The organism is Desulfatiglans sp., assembly GCA_012513605.1.
Lineage (GTDB): Bacteria > Desulfobacterota > DSM-4660 > Desulfatiglandales > HGW-15 > JAAZBV01.
The window spans coordinates 44,631-65,021 of sequence record JAAZBV010000011.1 but is presented as its reverse complement, the minus strand read 5'-3'; the positions used below and the strand labels follow the sequence as shown (position 1 = coordinate 65,021).

Annotated in this window: 20 protein-coding genes; 14 read left to right on the top strand and 6 right to left on the bottom strand. The window is 42.3% G+C overall.

Annotated elements, in window-relative coordinates:
• The 10 genes from GX654_01490 to GX654_01445 all read left to right on the top strand — a co-directional run.
• Positions 1–389 (top strand): transposase (locus GX654_01490; GenBank protein NLD35523.1); only part of this gene is annotated, 389 nt, incomplete at its 5' end.
• A 32-nt stretch (positions 390–421) separates the two neighbouring features.
• On the top strand, positions 422–559 hold the full coding sequence (locus GX654_01485; GenBank protein ID NLD35522.1) for a TonB-dependent receptor: 138 nt from the start codon (positions 422–424) through the stop codon (positions 557–559).
• 99 nt (positions 560–658) lie between these two features.
• A complete protein-coding gene (locus GX654_01480; protein NLD35521.1) occupies positions 659–904 on the top strand; it encodes a cob(I)yrinic acid a,c-diamide adenosyltransferase in 246 nt (81 codons plus the stop codon).
• Between the two features lie 345 nt (positions 905–1,249).
• On the top strand, positions 1,250–1,612 hold the full coding sequence (locus GX654_01475; GenBank protein NLD35520.1) for a response regulator: 363 nt from the start codon (positions 1,250–1,252) through the stop codon (positions 1,610–1,612).
• A gap of 86 nt (positions 1,613–1,698) precedes the next feature.
• Positions 1,699–2,559, top strand: coding sequence for a hypothetical protein (locus GX654_01470; protein NLD35519.1), 861 nt, complete (start codon positions 1,699–1,701; stop codon positions 2,557–2,559).
• A 127-nt stretch (positions 2,560–2,686) separates the two neighbouring features.
• On the top strand, positions 2,687–4,456 hold the full coding sequence (locus tag GX654_01465; protein NLD35518.1) for a protein kinase: 1,770 nt from the start codon (positions 2,687–2,689) through the stop codon (positions 4,454–4,456).
• Positions 4,457–4,545: 89 nt separating this feature from the next.
• Entirely contained in the window at positions 4,546–5,505 is a 960-nt protein-coding gene (locus tag GX654_01460; protein NLD35517.1) for a serine/threonine protein kinase, read from the top strand.
• Positions 5,506–5,629: 124 nt separating this feature from the next.
• Positions 5,630–8,143, top strand: coding sequence for a serine/threonine protein kinase (locus GX654_01455; protein NLD35516.1), 2,514 nt, complete (start codon positions 5,630–5,632; stop codon positions 8,141–8,143).
• A 111-nt stretch (positions 8,144–8,254) separates the two neighbouring features.
• Complete coding sequence (locus GX654_01450; GenBank protein NLD35515.1) at positions 8,255–9,124, top strand: serine/threonine-protein phosphatase; 870 nt, start codon at positions 8,255–8,257, stop codon at positions 9,122–9,124.
• A gap of 64 nt (positions 9,125–9,188) precedes the next feature.
• On the top strand, positions 9,189–9,902 hold the full coding sequence (locus GX654_01445) for an FHA domain-containing protein (protein NLD35514.1): 714 nt from the start codon (positions 9,189–9,191) through the stop codon (positions 9,900–9,902).
• 67 nt (positions 9,903–9,969) lie between these two features.
• Here the strand turns inward: GX654_01445 and GX654_01440 are convergent, their stop codons facing one another.
• On the bottom strand, positions 9,970–10,206 hold the full coding sequence (locus GX654_01440) for a hypothetical protein (protein NLD35513.1): 237 nt from the start codon (positions 10,204–10,206) through the stop codon (positions 9,970–9,972).
• Between the two features lie 256 nt (positions 10,207–10,462).
• On the opposite strand from GX654_01440, the gene GX654_01435 reads away from it, so the two are divergent.
• The 4 genes from GX654_01435 to aspS are packed head-to-tail and all read left to right on the top strand — an operon-like array spanning position 10,463 to position 16,039.
• Positions 10,463–11,518 (top strand): NAD-dependent epimerase, encoded by a 1,056-nt coding sequence (locus GX654_01435; GenBank protein ID NLD35512.1) that lies wholly within the window; start codon positions 10,463–10,465, stop codon positions 11,516–11,518.
• Positions 11,519–11,553: 35 nt separating this feature from the next.
• The gene (locus GX654_01430; protein ID NLD35511.1) at positions 11,554–12,930 is read left to right on the top strand and encodes a nucleotide sugar dehydrogenase; all 1,377 of its coding nucleotides are present in this window, start codon (positions 11,554–11,556) and stop codon (positions 12,928–12,930) included.
• Between the two features lie 55 nt (positions 12,931–12,985).
• A complete protein-coding gene (locus tag GX654_01425) occupies positions 12,986–14,242 on the top strand; it encodes a histidine--tRNA ligase (GenBank protein NLD35510.1) in 1,257 nt (418 codons plus the stop codon).
• Positions 14,243–14,257: 15 nt separating this feature from the next.
• Entirely contained in the window at positions 14,258–16,039 is a 1,782-nt protein-coding gene (gene aspS / locus GX654_01420) for an aspartate--tRNA ligase (GenBank protein ID NLD35509.1), read from the top strand.
• 67 nt (positions 16,040–16,106) lie between these two features.
• On the opposite strand, the gene GX654_01415 is transcribed toward aspS, so the two are convergent.
• From GX654_01415 to GX654_01395, 5 genes are all read right to left on the bottom strand, one after another.
• Entirely contained in the window at positions 16,107–17,552 is a 1,446-nt protein-coding gene (locus GX654_01415; GenBank protein NLD35508.1) for a DegQ family serine endoprotease, read from the bottom strand.
• Positions 17,553–17,636: 84 nt separating this feature from the next.
• Positions 17,637–18,467, bottom strand: coding sequence for a zf-HC2 domain-containing protein (locus GX654_01410; protein NLD35507.1), 831 nt, complete (start codon positions 18,465–18,467; stop codon positions 17,637–17,639).
• A gap of 1 nt (position 18,468) precedes the next feature.
• Positions 18,469–19,083 (bottom strand): sigma-70 family RNA polymerase sigma factor, encoded by a 615-nt coding sequence (locus GX654_01405; protein ID NLD35506.1) that lies wholly within the window; start codon positions 19,081–19,083, stop codon positions 18,469–18,471.
• 34 nt (positions 19,084–19,117) lie between these two features.
• The gene (gene pyrF / locus GX654_01400; protein NLD35505.1) at positions 19,118–19,930 is read right to left on the bottom strand and encodes an orotidine-5'-phosphate decarboxylase; all 813 of its coding nucleotides are present in this window, start codon (positions 19,928–19,930) and stop codon (positions 19,118–19,120) included.
• A gap of 26 nt (positions 19,931–19,956) precedes the next feature.
• Positions 19,957–20,379 carry an acyl-CoA thioesterase gene (locus GX654_01395; GenBank protein ID NLD35504.1) on the bottom strand — a complete coding sequence of 141 codons (423 nt, stop codon included), beginning with the start codon at positions 20,377–20,379 and terminating at the stop codon, positions 19,957–19,959.
• Positions 20,380–20,391 lie beyond the last annotated feature (12 nt).

Here is a 20,391-nt window from a genome sequence, read left to right as displayed (position 1 = left end):
GGGATGAGATCAAGAAGATAAGGTTGAAAGGCCAGGATCGAATAAAAAGCGATCAACGGATATTAGGAGAAAGTGATTTTGTAATAGATGTTCTGTCAGAATCTGAAGAGCAATTTTCCAGGAAATATAAGTTGAAACGTCTGGGATATACTTTTGAAAAGGTAACTGAAAAGGTCTGTGAAATATTCGAACTGGAAAAGGAATATATAACCGGAAGAGGGAAGCAAAGAGACAGGATACATGCCAGGGATTTGCTATGTTATTGGGTGGTGGTTGATCTTGGAATACCAATGGTGGATGTAGCGAGGCGGCTCGACATCACACCAGCTGCAGTAAGCATTTCGGTTCAACGTGGGGAAAAGACAGCAAAGGCTTATAAATTAGAATGAAATTATAATTTTAAAGGTCGTCACCTTATCTACTGTTTGCGTTTAAAGAGTTTGGACGCGTTTTACTTAAGGGGAACATATCCAATCTCTTTGATTCAACCTATGCCCCTATTCAGGGTTATTTTGCGCCTGGCAGGACATTCCATCTTGGTTTGAGATACGAATATTAATAACACGAACCCCATCTGTAAGTCATTTATGGATGGGGTCTTTAATAAAAAGGCAGGAAATATTAATGGAGAAAGGTCTGTTAATGGTGTTTACCGGTGATGGGAAGCGGCAAATTTCATTTGATTGTGCTTGATGAATTCACCTATCTCCTCAATTATAATATCCTTGATCTTCAACCTGTGCTTGATGTACTGACGCAAAAACCTGCAGATCTTCACATTGCATTCACAGGCAGATATGCGCCAAAATCATTAATGGATGCGGCTGACCTTGTCACTGAAATGCGTCCTGTCAAACACCCTTACCAGGCGGGTGTACAAGGCCAGAAGGGTATTGAATTTTAAACGCTTCTCTTACTGTTACCCACTATGCATGATACATTTTAAAATGATTCCGCATAGTGTGTAAAAGATGTTTTTGCCGAATACTATAATGTAATGTAACCCCATTTTCTGTTTTTTGTGCTTTATCCTGTCTTTCTCCCTGGCACATGATACACCTCTTTCAATCCAGTCACTGATTGATGTTTTTTTTGGGAATTAAAAAAAATAAGGTCAAGTAAAGAAAAATAGCCTGTATATTTAAGAAATTGTTACTATGTGTCGATATATGGTAGTTACAAAATATTTTTTCCAGTTTTAGATGCTGAAATCACAGGTCTAATAAACTACATATTGTGAGGGTATAGTATGAAAGTAATTATAGCAGACGATTCAAAAGTTATGAGAAACATAATACAGAATGCCATGCGGCCAATGGGTACAGAGATAATCCAGGCCGGCAGCGGGCAGGAGGTGTTTGAACAGCTTGAAAACCATGATGGTAAAATAGGGGCTATTTTCATGGACTGGAATATGCCAGGCATGACAGGGCTGGACTGCTTGAAATTATTAAAAAAAAATGAAAAGTATAAAGATATTCCGGTATTGATGATCTCAACAGAATCTGAAGATGACAAGGTTAGCATCGCAAAGAAGGCGGGCGCAAAAGGATATCTCACTAAACCTTTTACTAACGAAGAGCTTATTAAATTCATAAATAGTTCTATCTGATCTTTGAAAGGATTATATGTGTTTTGCCTTTTCAAAACACATATTCAAGGAATTTTGACAGAATATGAAATGATGGAGATTAATAAATGCCAAACAAAATAATTGCTATTGATTGCAGTCCCCCGATCATAAATTTTTTAAATGATCTTCTTGGTGATACCATAACCCTGGAGAGCCTCTCCTTTAAAAACATCAGGGAACTCAAAGACTACAGGATGATCATATTACAGGAAGGGGATGAAAACCCTGAACTGTCAAAACAGATACGCAAATTAAGGTATGCATGCCATTTCAGGAACATCCCGATTATCGTTTTCAGGGTTATGGATAATAAAGGCTCAATAGAATCATTTATTACTGCCGGCGCCACTGAGGTGATATCTTTACAGGATCCTCCTGCTGCGATAAGACAGATATTAAGTGGTCACCTTATTCCCAACCGGCAGCCGCTAAAGGAAGAAACAGAATATATCAATTCATTTGTAAAAAATACATGCACGGTGCTCAAAACAGTTGCTTCTCTGGATGTGTCTTTTGAAGAGGTATATTTTGATAATGATTTTAAGATATTTGGCGATGTTTCTGGGTTGATAGCCCTTACCGGCAGGGCAGAAGGTATCCTGGGTATAACCTTCTACTGGCCTCTGGCCCAGACCATAATAGCAAGAATGATGGGCACAGATGAAGATAAGATAAATGCTGAATTTATCCATGATGGTGTGGCTGAGATTGTAAATATGATTGGAGGCTCTACTAAAAAGGATTTTGTCGGGCAGCCCTATCACTTTGAGATATCACTCCCATCAGTAATAGTAGGCAGCGGGCACCAGCTGGGCCACTCAGATAAGATGCCTATTGCGGTGCTTATTTTCAGGGCAGGTTCTCAATATTTCGCGGTCCAGATATGCCTGAAACCAGACACCAATGGGAAAGCTAATGGAAGCTGAATCAGATGATGACCTTATGTCTTGATTAGAAAAATTTGATACTCACGGAGTTCATTTTAAGGGTTTAATCCATACGGCGATGAACAATAGAAAAAAAATACTCTTTATAAACAGAGATGAGAAATTTTTGAAGGAAGTATCTGATTCTCTCTTCAATTACGGCTATTCTGTATCAACAGCAATGGACATGCGGGGAGTGCTATCTTCACTGTCGTCTGATGTTATCGAGCTTATTCTGTGTGACAATAAATTAAGCGATGTCAGCGGTTACGACCTGCTGCGTTTTCTTAAGAATGACCCTCTGAGGGATAAGATTCCATTTATTTTCTGTGTCCCACTCAATGATCAGGGAAGTGCAAAAAGGGCATTTCAGGACGGGGCAACAGATTTTATCGTATATCCCATGGAGCCTGTGGATATGGCTGCGCGCATTAGCGAGATATGCCCTCCGCCTGAGAAGGATAATAATGAAAGTACACCTCAGTCTGACCAGGAGATAGACTACAGCGCCACACAGATGGTGAAAATAACGGATAATGATGATGAGAAACGTGAGGCAAAAAGGGCGGCCCTGCTTCGCATCCTGAAGATAGAGATATCAAGGAATGGCATACTCTGGATACCTGGTCAGATCAAGAATATCAGCGCCAAAGGGATGTTTATCAAGACCTCAATGCTTGGCAAGGCCGGGGTTGAACTCTATGTAAGGATCTCATTGCCATCCGGGATATCGGTTGTTAAGGGCATTATAAAACACATTACCTTTAAGAATCTTAATGTTTCGGAAGATGCCGGGATAGGCGTAGAGATGGAGAAAAGCGCCGAATGGATTGATTACCTCAAGTATATCAAGTCCCATTTACAGAAAGGAACCCCGCCGGTTATACCGCAAAAGACTCAGGAAGCGCCCCAGACTATAAAAAATGTTGAGCGAACACTATTTATTACCCGCGGTAGTGATGATTCAGAAGAAGAGAATAATGTGGAAAATAATAAAGGGGCATCTCTTGAAAAGAGGTTTTACCAGAGCCTTATTGGCAAGCAGCTGAATAACTATAAGGTTGTTTCATTTATAGGCGCGGGCGCTATGGGGGGCGTATTTAAAGGCTGGGATATTGCACTGGAAAGGACTGTAGCGCTTAAAGTAATAGCCTTTGAACTTGCTGCTCAGGAAAAGTTCAGGGAGATGTTTATTAAAGAGGCGAGGTTTATTTCTCAGCTTTATCACCCGAACATAGCTTCAATATTCCATATTGGCAACGAGAATCAGATCCTCTACTTTGCAATGGAGTATATTGAAGGCGCTTCACTTGCAGAGTTGATCAGGAAAGGGGATAAACTCTATTCAATAAAGGGTCTAGATTATTTGATAACAATCTGTGAAGCGCTTGATCTGGTAAGTCAGAAAAATATAATTCACAGGGATCTGAAACCTGCGAACATAATGATAAACAGCCAGGATATTGTAAAACTGGTCGATTTTGGTGTCGCAATAACCGCTGATGTGGGTGAGAAAAATAAAGAGGGCATTGTGGGTTCTCCATTCTACATATCACCTGAAGCTATTCAGGGGCTTCCCATGGATCACAGGAGTGATATATATTCGCTGGGCGCATCTTTTTATCATGCCTTTACAGGGTTTGCGCCATTTGAGGGTGAATCAGCAGAAGAGGTGCTTCTCAAACACCTGAATGAGGAGCTTACACCTTTAAGAAAGAAAAATCCTGCAATATCAACAGCACTTGGAAAGGTTATTGAAAAAATGATGGCCAAAGAACCGGATAACAGATTCCAGGATTATCAGGGGCTGGTGAAACTGCTGAAGTCTTTAAAATCAAAGGCAGCAAAATTTCAAAAATTAAAAAATGCGACTTTAATATTCAGGATAAAAAGATAGATCGACACAGTAAGGTTTAAAATATATGAATAATTGCATATTCGAAACAGACATTAATTGTATTAGAAATTCTTTATGCCGGAGTTGAAATGACCTTCTCAAACGGTAATGATTTTGAAGAACATAATAGAACGGTATTTGATCTTTTTAAAAAGATGGTCATGAAAAATTCGGATGATATATGCCTTAATCCTACAGGTGATGACAGGTACAAATTTAACAAGATACTGGGGCGAGGGGCCACAGGGCTCGTTTATAAGGCATGGGATAAGGTTGAAAAGAGATATGTAGCTGTTAAGGTTTCAAATAAAGGGGTAGACAGATTTGTCTCAGAGGCGAGACTTGTTGGGAAACTTATGCATGACAATATTGTTTTTATCTATGATTCGAACGCAGGCCCTGAATTTGCTTATATCATTATGGAATATATAGAAGGCGATACACTTGATGTCTTCTGTGATATAAAAAATTTACTGCCCTTAACAAGGGTAAGCGAGGTAATGATAGATATATGCAAGGGGATACATTTTGCTCATGAAAACAGCGTCATTCACAGGGATATAAAGCCCTCAAACATTATTCTGAACAAACAGGGAATTCCAAAGATAACCGATTTAGGGCTTTCACTCATGATAGATGGCACCCAGCCTATGGGGTTCTGGGGAACGCCAAGCTATATGTCGCCTGAGCAGCTTAAAGGTTTTGCTGCAACCAAGGCAAGCGATGTCTTTTCACTGGGGTGCGTTCTTTATGAACTTATCGAGGGTAGAAAGGCCTTTGAAGGGGAAAATCCTTATACCACACTCTATAAGGTAATTAATGAAAAACCTGCGCCTTTATCCACGCAGTCACCGCCTGTGCAGGCCATTTTTCAGCCTATTATAAAAAAGGCAACAGCCAAAAATGTTGAAGAGAGGTACCAGTCATGCAGGGAGCTGGCATATGATCTGAGTAAGGCTCTGCCCCATTTGAGCAGGTGTGAGAAGGCCTATAAGAAGACCTTTCTGGGGACTATAAAGGGTTGCATAAGGGAAGGTTTAAATATCTAGGGATTCTGCTGATCTTAATAAAAATGTTTTTTTTTGACAATAACTTGTTGTTTTGATACATCTTTTAAATAATTGGAAATTAATAAGGCTAACTCAAGAATAGTAACCTCTATTTAAGTTTGATATGGCAATTAATAAAACAAAGCCGGGTTATCTTACAGGCATACTTATCCTGCTGCTTTTTGTTATTCTCACCTTTTTTAGCTGGCCCCTTATTGATCATGTGGACAGCTTCTTATACAGGGCAGGTTCAGGGTTAATAAGTGGAAACAGCTCTTTTAAAAGTGAAGATCTGGTCATTGTCCGCCTTGATACAAAAGGCTTTGACAAACAGGCCAATAAAGGAGATTCCTTCAGTCAGCTCTGTATCAAGCTGATAGACTCCCTTTCAGAGGGGGGGGCAAAGGTTATTGCCTTTGTATCTCTATCAAAAACAGATGAGCCGGTTCAAACCATAGAGGCTGTGAGGGCATTTGCTGGTGAGGTAAAAGTGTATCCTCATGAAAAAAAGCCTGCCGAGTTCAGGGATTTTATTTTTGAATCCATTAACAGGCTTGAAGGAGCGCTTGCAAAAGAGGGGCAAATACCAGGTTTACCTGCCCTGAAAGGCCCTGTAATCGTACCTTTGACTGTTATGCCCGCGGGCACAACCCCAATTAAAAACCCTGATTTTCTTGATGCATCAGGGATGGATGGGTCATTTCTTGACTCTATCTCTGTTGAGACCCTTGCATCCTTTAACCACATGCAAATTGCTGGCAGGGCAGGGGCAGGGTTTATAGGTAAATATGGGAAGGCTGTTCAGGATGATATCTCATTTCCTGTTTATGCAGGGTATAAAGGGTCACTTGTGCCGACAATTGCCCTGAGGATGGCAATATCATATCACGGCTTGAAACCTGCGCAGGTAAAGCCTGATGAATCAATGATAATGATAAGGGATCTGGGTATTCCCCTTATTAATGGCAGGATATATACCCCTTACAGGGGTGAGCCGACCAGCTACAGTACTGTCGGCTATGAAAAATTTACCGGTAACATGGAAAAGAGGCATGATACAAAGGATAAGGTTTTTTTAATTGAATTGGCTGGCTCAGGTATTGAGAACTCTGACCTCTCTTTGAAGAGTACAGCCCTTATAGCTGACCAGTTTTTCGATATGATGAATGGCCGTTCCGCAGCTAGGCCCTCATACCTTGTTTATGTTGAGATACTCTTTTTTGTTTTGTTCACATTTGCCTATATCCGCCTTGCTTCATCAAAGGGGCATTCCACAAGGCTAATATTATTTATTACCATTATACTGGTTATGATATTGGCAGTATTTGCATCCTTTTTATTTGCAGGTGTGTGGGTAAAGACAGGCAATATGATTTTTGGGACAGTGCTGCTCTCTTTATTACTTGCAGTAAAATATGACCCTTCCAAATCAGTAAATGTAAGATCCTGTGAGACAAGCAGGATCCTGGGACTTAATCTCCAGAGCCAGGGCGAACTTGATGAGGCATTTGAAGAATTCAGGTCACTCCCCCTTGATAAGGAGACAAAGGATCTTATCTACAATCTCGGGCTTGAATATGAAAAGAAGAACATGCCTGTAAAGGCAATTGAGCTCTACACTTACATCAATAAGAGCGGGGGCTTCAGGGACCTTGATGAGAGGATTCCAATGCTGAAGGCATCTGATTATGCCTCAACCATGGGGAGTTACAGGGGTATAAAAGAACCCTCAAGCGTGCTCAGTGATTCAAGTGTAAATGCACGCACCATGGTCGGCAGGTACAAGATAATAGGCCAGATAGGAAAAGGATCAATGGGCCTTGTTTACAAGGCGCAGGACCCTAAGATAAACCGCCTTGTGGCCATAAAAACCATACGGTTCTCTGATGAATTTGAAGAGGATGTAATCAAGGAGATAAAGGAAAGGTTTTTCATGGAGGCGGAGATAGCCGGAAAATTATCCCATCAGTCCATTGTGACAATACATGATGTCGGGGATGACGGCGATCTTACCTACATGGCAATGGAATATCTGGAAGGGGAGGACCTGGATAAATTTATAAAAAAGGGGAATCTGCTTCCTGTCAGGACTGTGCTTAATATTGTGGCACAGATAGCAGAGGCCCTTGATTATGCCCACAGGGATGGGGTGATACACAGGGACATCAAACCGGCCAATGTCATGCTTCTGAAGAACGGGCAGGTCAAGGTTACAGACTTCGGGATAGCAAAGGCTATATCATCATCAAAGACCAAAACAGGGGTTATACTGGGCACACCCAATTATATGTCCCCTGAACAGATTATGGGGCAGAAAATAGATCTGAAATCTGACATTTTCTCTCTTGGCGTTCTTTTTTATCAGCTTCTCACAGGTGAATTACCCTTTCATGGTGACAACCTGAGCGGTCTCCTTTATCAGATCACCCAGGTGCAGCACACATCATGCAGAGAATATAATAACAGGATCCCTAAGGCATGCGAGCAGATACTTGACAGCGCGCTTGCAAAAAATCCTGCAAAACGATTCAGGACAGCCGGGCAGATGGCTCGCATACTTAGATTGCTTGGCGAAAAGATGGATCAACTGAAAACGCAAAAGGAGGGGCAGGTAAATGGTGATGAAAAACAGGTTTAAAACTGTCTGCCATGGTATGCCGGAATTACAAGCCCTTCCTGTGTTTATTTGTATGGATAAAAGAATTCAGGGCCTGAATGTATTTATAATTGATTTCGGGGTTTTTCAAACTTGCTGATAAAATCATCAGGCATAACCGATGTAGGCCTTAAAAGAGAAGGTAATGAGGATTCCTTTTCTGTTGATGATTCTCTTGGCCTCTATATTGTGGCTGATGGCATGGGAGGGCATCTGGCAGGAGAGATAGCAAGCCATATTTCTGTAGATATAATAAACAGAAGTTACAAAAGATGGCTGGAGGAGGATGCCAGCGCAGATGATATTTACGGCGGACCTGATGATTCGCTTTCAAGGGAGGGAAATTATATCCTTGGGGGGATACGCCTTGCAAACAGGGTTGTTTATGAGATGGCCCTTGAAAAGAAGCAATATCAGGGTATGGGTACCACAGTTGTTGTGCTCCTTGTCACCCCATCCATGATCATAGCTGCAAATGTGGGTGACAGCCGTATATATATGTTAAGGGATGGTGAAATTGAAATGCTTTCAAAGGATCACACTATTGTCGCAGAGCAGGTTGCGCTGGGGATGATGACCGAGGAAGATGCCTCACTTTCATCCATGAAACATATCCTTACCAGGAACCTGGGGTCATCTGAAAGTGTTGAACCGGAGATTTACGAGATAGACCCGTCAGGTAATGACCGTTTTGTAATCTGTTCTGACGGGTTAACAGACCTGATGAATGATGAAGAAATCCGGGAGATGATAGAAGACTCAATTGACCCGGAGAATTTATGCAGGAATTTTATACGTACAGTACTTGACAGGGGAGCCCATGACAATACAACTATTGTATCGGTTTTCCTGTCTGATCTGGCAAAGCCCAGGCGTGGTCTTATGAGCAGGATTTCCTATATACTCTCTGATATTTCAGTGGTGGTACATAAGGCGGGTAAAAAAATAATGCTGTTTAAATAATAGTTATTGCTATTTATATTAAAATAAGAATAATATATAACAATTCATATTGAGGGAGATAATAATGGCCAGACTTATCTTGATGTTTAATAATCAGGTAGTTAAAGAATATCCTCTAAAGAAAGAGAGCATCACAATAGGTCGTAATGAGGACAATGTAATTACAGTGGATAACCTTGCTGTTTCAGGTTACCACGCAAGGATAGATGTCGCAGGAAAGGAATATATCCTTACTGATCTTCAGAGCACCAACGGCACATTTGTAAATGACAAGAAGATAGTATCCCATAAACTTGCACATGGAGATAATATCATTATTGGCAAGCATCGTATCCTTTTTGTGGGTGATGGCCAGGCCGTTAAAATAGCCACACCTGAGACCAAGATAGACATGGATAAGACAATGATGCTTGACACTGCAAAGCAGAAGGAGCTTCTTGCCAAACAGCCGGGTGTTCAGGTCGCTGCGGCAACAGCCCAGAAGACAGGAATGATCAGTTTTATCGGCCATGCTGAAATGGGTGAAATCGAGTTGAGTAAAAAACTCACAAAGATCGGAAAGGCAGAAACATCTGAAATACAACTTACAGGTTTTTTTATGCCGGCCACCGCTGCGACTATAAGTAAACGACCGACAGGCTATGTAATTACATCAATGGAAGGAAAGCTCAAGGTAAATGGCAAGATCATTAAAGAGAGCCTTCAACTGAACGAGTTTGATAATATAGAAATAGGAAAATATAAATTTCAATTCTATTATAAGAGCGGTGAGAAATAACCCGTCAGATATCTGTGAAGATATTATTTGATGGCGGGGTTCATTTGTAAGAACCCCGCTTTTTTTGCTATTCCAGATCCGTGTTTTTATGCCTTGCCTTTATGGCTTCCAGTACCTCATCAATCTGATCAATGCTGTATGTTTTTTTACAGTCGTTACACTGGTAGACCTCATCGACCAGGCGATCATATACCAGTGAATCTGAAAAGTTGACACTGTGAAAACGGAGTGAGAAGTGATAGATCCTGAGAAAATCCCTGCCGCCACACTCTTTACATTCAAAAAATTCATTGATTACATCCATTCTTTTGCCCCTTGTTCATCCTGTATAGAAAAATAAAGACGGATAGTCTTTTACCTGTACAGACTTTTTTTTTCAATCATTTTTTAGCTAATCTCTGTTTTATCCTCTAATGAATAAAATAACAGGTTTTAAAACAGAAGGAAATTGCCATAGGCATGCTTAAACCCTTTTAATATCTGAAATAATTAGACATGATTTATCTTATCTGATAAGCTTCCAAAACTTATTTTAAATGATCTATTTTAAGGGAGATAAAATGAAGATACTTGTTACAGGTACTGCGGGTTTTATTGGTTCTCATGTGGCCATAAGGCTTCTTGACAGGGGAGATAAGGTAACAGGTCTGGACAGCATAAATGACTATTATGATGTTAATGTTAAGTATGGTAGGCTGGAGCGGGCCGGTATCGACAGGCAGGATATTGTGCCCGGAAAAATGACATACAGTAAAAAATATTCCGGTTACGGCTTTATAAAGATGAACCTTGAGGATAGAAAAGGGATTGAAAGTATCTTTCTGGCAGAAAAATATGATATGGTCTGCCACCTTGCTGCACAGGCAGGAGTCAGGTATTCTCTCACAAACCCTTATGCCTATATAGATTCAAACATTGCAGGGTTTATAAATATTCTTGAGTGCTGCAGGTATAACAGTGTAAAGCACCTTGCTTATGCTTCTTCAAGCTCAGTTTATGGCCTGAATGAAAATTACCCATTTTCCACACATGATAATGTTGATCACCCTATTTCACTCTATGCGGCCACTAAAAAGGCAAATGAGTTGATGGCCCATACATACAGCCATTTATACCGCATACCTACTACCGGGCTCAGGTTTTTTACTGTGTATGGCCCCTGGGGGAGGCCTGATATGGCCCTTTTCCTTTTCACAAAGGCGATCATCGAGGGGAGCCCCATAGATGTATTTAATAATGGCAATATGAAAAGGGATTTCACATATATTGATGATATTGTTACCGGTATAGTAAAGGTGCTGGATCATCCTCCCGGGGGTAATAGCGAATGGAGCGGAAAGGAGCCTGATCCATCTTCTTCTCCTGCGCCATACAAGGTGTACAATATCGGGAATAATTCGCCAGTCAACCTCATGGATTTTATAAAGGCCATTGAAAAGGCCCTGGGAAAAGAGGCAAAGAAGAATTTTATGCCCATGCAGGCAGGTGATGTGCCTGCAACATGGGCTGATGTGGATGACCTTGTAAAGGATCTGGGTTATGCACCCAGTGTAAATGTGGTAGATGGCGTTGAGAGGTTTGTAAAGTGGTATATTGATTTTTTTAAAGTAAAATAATAAAGCCTTTTAACCAACCGCATAAAGGAGATATCATGAATTTCAAAAGGAAAATACTCTGCATAGGCGCAGGATATGTGGGGGGGCCTACAATGGCCATGATTGCGCTCAAGTGCCCTCAGTACAGGGTTACAGTTGTTGATATAAATGAGCAGCGAATCAGGGAGTGGCAGTCGGATAATCTCCCTATATATGAACCAGGACTTCTTCCCGTTGTAAAGGAGGCAAGAGACAGGAACCTGTTCTTTTCCACAGAGATAGACAGGAACATAAAAGAGGCAGATATCATCTTTGTCTCTGTAAATACCCCGACCAAGAGCTTTGGACAGGGGGCAGGCATGGCAGCTGACCTCCAGTACTGGGAAAAGACCGCAAGGCAGATACTTGCCAACTCTGACAGTGATAAAATAGTAGTTGAAAAATCCACCCTTCCCATAAGAACCGCCAGGGCAATGGAGAGGATACTGAACAGTAATGACAGTGGCATAAGCTTTGAGGTGCTCTCAAATCCGGAATTTTTAGCTGAAGGCACAGCAATAAAAGACCTTGAGGCCCCTGACAGGGTACTTATCGGTTCAAGAGAGACAGAGTCTGGTATAAGGGCCAGAAAAGAGCTTGTGGATATCTATGCCAACTGGATACCACGTGAAAGGATCATAGAGTCAAACGTCTGGAGTGCAGAGCTCTCAAAACTTACGGCTAATGCCTTCCTTGCCCAGCGCATTTCATCCATAAACTCCCTTTCCGCACTCTGTGAAAAGACAGAGGCGGATATAAATGAAGTGGCCTATGCAATAGGCACTGATTCCCGTATTGGCAGTAAATTCTTAAAGCCGAGTGTAGGCTTTGGCGGATCCTGCTTTAAAAAGGATATACTGAACCTTGTCTATATATGCCGGAGTTACGGCCTGATAGAGGTGGCTGACTACTGGGAATCAGTGGTAAAGATCAATGAGTGGCAGGAGAAGAGATTTGTGCAGAATATCCTTGTTAACATGTTCAATACGATAGCAGGTAAAAAGATTGCCCTGTTTGGTTTTGCATTCAAGGCGGATACTGGAGATACAAGGGAGTCCCCTGCAATATATGTAACAAGGGGGCTTGTTGAGGAGCGGGCCAATGTGGTTATCTCAGACCCGAAGGCTATTATCAATGCTAAAAAGGAGCTTGCTGATATAAAGGAATACATAACCTATGAGGAAGACCCTTACAGGGCAGCTGAGGGCAGTCACGCCATAGCCATCCTTACTGAATGGGGAGTGTATAAAGGGCTTGATTACAAACGCATATATGATTCAATGGAAAAACCCGCCTTTTTATTTGACGGAAGGAATATCCTGGATCATAAAAAACTTTATGAGACAGGCTTTAATGTCTTTTCAATAGGAAAAGGTCCATTGAAACGTATCTAATAGCTGAAGGCTGAAAGTTGAAAGCATTTTTAGTATCAATTAAGGAGAATATAATTTGAGTATCGCTACAATAAAAGGTTTCAAGGATATTTTGCCTCACGAGACACCGCTCTGGCAATGGATAGAAAAGAACGCACGGGATGTTTTCAGAGTGTTTGGTTTTAAGGAGATAAGAACACCTCTCCTTGAGTGGACAGAGCTGTTTACCAGGGGAATAGGGGAGGAGACAGATATCGTTTCAAAGGAGATGTACACCATTCCTGACAGCAAGGGCAGGAACCAGACCTTAAGGCCAGAGGCAACAGCATCGGTTGTAAGGGCATACATAGAGCACAGGCTTTACCAGTTAAATCCGGTACAGAAGCTCTTTTCCATAGGCCCTATGTTCAGGCATGAGAGGCCACAGAAGGGGAGATTCAGGCAGTTTCACCAGATTAACGCCGAGCTCTTCGGCGACCCGGGCCCCAGGTCAGATGCAGAGCTGATTACAATGGCAATCCGTATCTTTGAGAGGGTAGGGTTAACGGATGTGACGCTTAACATAAATTCCCTGGGGTGTTCATCATGCCGGGGTGAGTTCAAAAACAGGTTAAAGGGCTTTCTATCTGACAGGGCAGGAGAGTTGTGCGGCGAATGTCAGAGGAGGTCTGAGCTTAATCCATTAAGGGTCTTTGACTGCAAGATCGATTCATGCAAAGAGGCCATGACAGGGGCGCCAGTGATGCTGGACAACATATGTGATGAGTGCAAAAACCATTTTGAGGCTGTTAAGAGGCACCTTGATGAGCTGGGTATAACCTATATTGTTAATAAGCTTCTGGTGAGAGGGCTTGATTACTATTCACGCACCACATTTGAGATACAGACCGATAGATTAGGCGCACAGAGCGCAGTGGCTGGCGGTGGCAGGTATGATGGCCTTATAAGCCAGCTCGATGGCCCTCCCCATTCGGGGATGGGGTTTGCTATCGGTTTTGAAAGGCTTGCAGCATTACTTGAAGAGGAGAAAAAGCCTTTAAGTGATGTGCCTGATCTCTTTATCATTGCCCTGGGAGACGAGGCGTTTAGAAAGGGTTTTATATGGGCCGACACCCTGCGCAAGAAAGATATTTCAGTGGAAATGGAGTATGAGGCAAAGGGGCTAAAGGCGCAGATGAAAAAGGCGGATAAACTCAATGCAAAGAGGGTACTCATTGCCGGTGAAGATGAGCTCTCAAAGGGTAAGTTGGTGTTAAGGGACATGGTAACAAAGGCGCAGGAGGAGATTCCCATCACTGATCTCATCCAGAACCTGGTAAAAATATTAAAATAGAAACAGGAAGAATATATGAACATAGATACACTTAATGACTGGAAAAGGAGCCATGACTGTGGCGGCTTAAGGGCTGAGGATGAGGGTAAAGAGGCCATTTTAATGGGCTGGGTGAATGTGAGACGTGACCTGGGCAACCTTATTTTTATTGATCTGCGAGACAGGGATGGCATAACCCAGATAGTATTTGACCCTCAGAAAAATAGTGAATGCCATGAAAAGGCCCGTATTTTAAGGAGTGAATGGGTCATAGCCGTAAAGGGAAAGGTTGTAAAGAGGCTTAAGGGCCAGGAAAACAAAAACATGCCAACAGGCGATATTGAGCTTGTTGCAACAGAACTGAAGATACTCAACAGGACAGAGGTGCCGCCATTCCAGATAGACGGCACTGTTGATGCATCAGAGACACTCAGGCTCAAGTACAGGTATCTTGAACTCAGGAGGCCAAAGATATTCCAGAACTTCAAGAGACGGCATCTTATGGCAGTTAGTATAAGAGATTATCTCAATAAAATGGGTTTTCTAGAGGTTGAAACGCCAATACTTACAAAGAGCACCCCTGAAGGGGCCAGGGATTACCTTGTGCCCAGCAGGATAAACAAGGGTATGTTTTTTGCGCTCCCACAGTCGCCACAGCTATTTAAGCAGCTTCTTATGGTGGCAGGTTTTGAAAAATATTACCAGATCGTGCGTTGTTTCAGGGATGAAGACCTGCGCGCTGACAGGCAGCCTGAATTTACCCAGGTGGATCTTGAGATGTCATTTGTGAATGAAGATGATGTAATGGGAATATTTGAGGGTATGGTGAGGAGGCTTTTCAAGGAGATCCTTGACATAGATATTGTTAACCCGATACCCCGCATGGAATATGCCGAGGCTATTGACAGATTCGGTAATGACAAGCCTGATACAAGGTTTGGCCTTGAGCTGAAAAATATCTCTGATATGGTAAAAGAGTGTGAATTCAAAGTATTCAAGGAGACAGTCGAAAGGGGCGGCGTGGTAAGGGGTATCAATGTAAAGGGTGCAGCCAGTGACTTTTCCAGAAAGGTTATAGATGAACTTGCTGCCTACGCCGCAGATTTCGGCGCAAAGGGGTTAGCATGGATAAAGATAACAGACGGGCCGTGGCAGTCGCCCATTGCAAAATTTTTAAAGGAGCATGAACAAAAGGCTGTTGAAACTGCATTTGATGCGGCGCCTGGCGACCTTATTCTGCTTGTGGCAGATAAAAAGAGTATTGTGAATCAGGCATTAAGCGCACTAAGGCTCAATATTGCATCAAGATTAAACCTTATAGGGAAGGATGAATTCAGCTTCCTCTGGGTAACAAAGTTTCCGCTCCTGGAATATAATGAGGAGGAAGGGCGTTTTCAGGCTATGCATCATCCCTTTACTTCGCCTCTGCATGAAGACCTGTCAGCGCTGGAAAGTGATCCGGGCAGGGTAAGGGCAAGGGCCTATGACCTGATATTGAACGGGGTTGAGATAGGGGGCGGGAGCATCCGTATCCATGATACCATGATGCAGGAGATGATATTTAATCTGCTCGGAATTTCAAAGGCAGAGGCTGAGATGAAGTTCGGCTTCCTGCTTGAGGCCTTAAAATACGGGGCACCTCCGCATGGCGGAATGGCAATAGGGTTTGACAGGCTTGCTGCCATTATGTCCGGGGCTGATTCCATAAGGGAGGTTATTGCCTTCCCGAAGACATCAAGCGCGTCTTGTCTTATGACAAATGCACCCTCAGGAGTGGATGACGCACAGCTTAAGGAGCTGGGCCTTTCAGTAAGATAATTTTTTCCCATAAAAAAAGCCCCTTTACCATTGCACAGGCAAAGGGGCTTTTGTTTTTCTAATCAGGTTATTGTTTATCCTTCGAGACCCTCAGAGTTGTATATATTTGTGATTTCCCGCGTTTTACAAGAAGCAGCAATTTGTCTCCAGGTCTGTATGACTTGAGTTTTGCCTCAAAATCATTCTCAGTCTTTATCTTTATGCGGTCAACCTCCAGTATGATGTCGCCCTGCCTTAAACCCGCCTCTGCGGCAGGTGAGTTATATTCAACATCCAGCACAAGTATACCTTCGCTGTCAGCTATTCCATATCTTCTTGCCTTTTCTTCTGTAAGTGCCTCTATTGACATCCCAAGGTTCATGCTTGATGACTCTTTTACAACTCCCTCCTCATCGGATGGCGGCCTCTCTCCCAGCTTTACACTGAAGGTCTTTCTCTCTCCCTTTCTTATTACAACTACCTCTGCCTCTGTACCGACAGGGGTTGCAGAGACAAGATAGGGTAGCCTTTTTGAGTCTTTGATCTCCTTGCCCATGAAGGATATTATAACATCATCTCTTTTCAGTCCTGCCTTTTCAGACGGGCCGTCAGGATATATCTGCGTAATAAGGGCGCCATTTTCGCTCTCAAGTTTGAATTGTTCCTTCAGATCAGGAGTTATGTCCTGCACCCCTACACCAAGATAGCCTCTCACTATCTTGCCTGTTTTAAGCATGGGAAGCAGGTCCTTTGCCATATTGATCGGGATGGCAAAACCTATACCAACGCTTCCACCTGTCTGTGAATAGATAGCTGAATTTATGCCTATAACATCACCATTAATATTAATCAAAGGGCCGCCGCTGTTACCGGGATTAATAGATGCATCTGTCTGTAAAAAATTATCAAATGTGCCTATGCCCACATTATTCCTGTGTTTTGCGCTTACAATACCTGCTGTTACCGTGTTTCCAAGTCCGTATGGGTTTCCTATTGCTACAACCCAGTCTCCTACATCCATCAGGTCAGAGTCACCCAGTTTCAATGCCTTCAAATTTTTTGCACCCTCTATCCTGATAAGTGCAATGTCAGTCTCAGGGTCACGGCCAACTATCTTTGCCTCAAATTCACTTTTGTCTTCAAGGGTCACCTTGATCTCGTCAGCCATTTCAACAACATGATTATTGGTAAGTATATAACCCTCTTTATCTATGATAAAGCCTGTTCCAAGTCCGCTTTGAGGCCTGTCTCTTGGAAAACGGTCACCATAGAATTTTTCAAAGAACTCCCTTAAGGGGTCGTTCTGACCGAATGGGGAGAGGAACCTCTGCTTTATTGTCTTCTTAGTGCTGATATAGACTACAGATGGGCTGGCCTCCTTTACCAGGCCGGAAAAGCTATCCGGAGCGGGTTTAGCCGATACACTTGTCCCGACCGGTAGAATAAAAATGGTAAACAGAATGGCAATGCCAGAGGCTATTACACTTCTTTTAAGGCATGTACTTATGTATTGTGTTATATATCTATTTTTCATTTGATGCTCCTTTTCTAGGTTAATATCATCTTGATACTGGTGCCTTAGACATAAAGACTTATATAAATGTTCCTTAAAATAATCCTATTCATTGACATTAAATCTTATGCGCACAAGAACCTGATCAGCGCTCTTGCCAGTCAATGCAGGGGCGGGGGGGTGAAATCTCCCTATCTCTTCTGCCCCCTGTATAAAAGAATCATAACTTTTTTTAGGGATGCTTACTGTAATTGCATCTATGTTTTCGGCTGCACCCTTATGCTCCTTTAATACTATATCCCCTCCTGCTTTCGTGATCAACTCATTAAGGCTTGATATAATTTTTTGATTTTTCAGGATAGGGGAGTCCATATCCATCATTTTAAGAATATCAGGGAGCTGCAAGTCGCGGGATGGCTTGCCTGATGAAACTGAAAACAGATTATCTGCTGAAACCGTACCAGACCCCTTTCGGCTTACAGGGATAAATTGAAGCTCTAAAGGTTCAACTGATACAGCGCTGGGGCCGGTATTTGACCCTAAAAATTGTCTGTTGCCGCCTGAACCTGCAATCATATTATCCTTTTCATTGTCAATGTAGATGCTGGTAAAGATAAAAACAACAAGCACAGCCGTTGCAGCAAGGGTTACATACTCCATTGGTAACCTGAATCCTCCTGAACCCGGAATATAGTCAGGGAGCCTTAAATACCAGGGCCTCTTCTGGATAGCAATGTTGACTTTATTGAGGAGATTTGAAGGAGCCCTGTACCTTTCCATGGAGCTCAACTCTTCTGTAATGGATTTAAGTTTGAAATATTCACGGCTGCAATCCTTGCATGAAAGCAGGTGCTCCTTGACCTCTTTAACAGTATCATTATCAAATGCCTTATCCATATATTCTGATAGAAGAGATTTTATCTTTGCGCATTCCATTTTATATTATCCCCTCAAGTTTGTTTCTTAAGCCAAGCCTTGCCCTTGAAATCTTTGATTTTACTGTCCCCAGCCTGGTTTTTGTAATACCTGCAATCTCATCATATGAGAGCCCCTCAATATCACAGAGCACAATAACTGTTTTTTGATCAGGCGGCAGGCTGTTTAATGCCTCCTGTACCCTTTTCATCTTTTCCTTTTGTTCAAGGGTCTTATCCTGCATTGGCCTCTGGTCAACTATGTCAACGATTGTATTGCCTCTGTTTTCCTGGTCGCTGTCAATGGAGACCCTTGATTTTATACTCCTGTATTCAACAGATTTTATCCTGTTTTTACAGGTGTTGATAACAATTCTATAGAGCCAGGTATAAAAGGAGGATTTAAACCTGAATCCTTTCAATGCCCTGTATACCTTAATAAAGACCTCCTGGGCAGAGTCTTCTGCCTCATCTCTATCTCCCAGCAGGCGACAGCACAGGTTAAATACACGATCCTGATATTTGAGCACCAACTTTTCAAAGGCTGAATGATCCCCTTTAATAAAGGCATTTATAAGGTCATTATCATTTTCAGCACTGCCTGCATCGACAGTTTTTATATTCGTCAGGTTTGACAATTTATTTTCTAAAATGTTCCATCTGTTAATATGATTATCTGTATAGGTTTATCTCATCACGGAGTGTGATTGCCGCTTTACGTACCGCATCTGTATAGTTTTTACCGCTTCCGGCAAATATGATCCCGCGTGATGAATTGATCACCATTCCGGTTTTATCATTGGTAATGCCATTTTTTACAGCCTTTTCCACATCTCCTCCCTGTGCGCCGATCCCTGGCACAAGTAAAGGTATGTCTCCTGCAATCGCCCTTATCTCGGCGAGTTCGTTAGGATATGTTGCGCCCACAACAAGCATTATATTATTGTTATAGTTCCATTCCTTTGATGCGCGTTTTGCTATTATACTGTATATCTTTTCATTACCAGACTCAATGTCCTGAAGATCAATCGCACCCGGATTTGATGTCCTGCAGAGTATTATAACCCCCTTATCCTTCCTGTCGATAAATGGGGCAAGGGTATCGCCTCCCATGTAGGGGTTAACAGTAACCGCATCTGCCCTGTACCTGTCAAATGCCTCTATTGCATACATCTTTGCAGTTGCGCCGATATCTCCCCTTTTTGCATCAAGTATAACAGGTATGTCAGGGTAGTAGTTATGAACATGTTCAATGGTGAGTGTAAGCTCATCCTCTAAACCGAATGCAGAGTAATAGGCTATCTGGGGTTTATAGGCGCAGACAAGGTCATGGGTGGAGTCAATTACCCCCTTATTGAATTCAAATACGGGGTTATTTATGCCTCTTATATGATCCGGTATCTTTTCTATATCAGGGTCAAGACCGACACATAGAAGCGAGTTCGATGATCGCCACCTTGTTTTTAGCTTTTCCATGAAATTCATATACTGTTTTCTCCAGTCAAAATATTCTAATTCTGATTATTTGTAATTTTTTTTACAGCACTTATAAGCGTATCCGGTATTCGCACCGGTTTTTTATCATTTTTGATACACGCATGCACAGTAAAGCCTGTTACAAGAAGTGTATTGGTCTCTGAATAAATCTCATAATTGAACCTGAGTCTTACCCTTCCTATCTCAGCGATACAGGTCTTTACATGGATCACCTCATCATAACCCACATTTGCCATATATTTTGCAGAGGCCTCTATAACCGCTAGTGCTGATCCCTTGACCTCCAGTTCCGAATATGGGTAGCCCACTGCCCTCATGTATTCGGCCCTTCCGACCTCAAAGAAGGTAAGATAATTGCCATAATATACCACACCCATGCGGTCAGTATCCTTGTACCTGACCCGTATCTGGGTGGTATGCCAGCCGTTTTCAATCATTATATGTTTCCT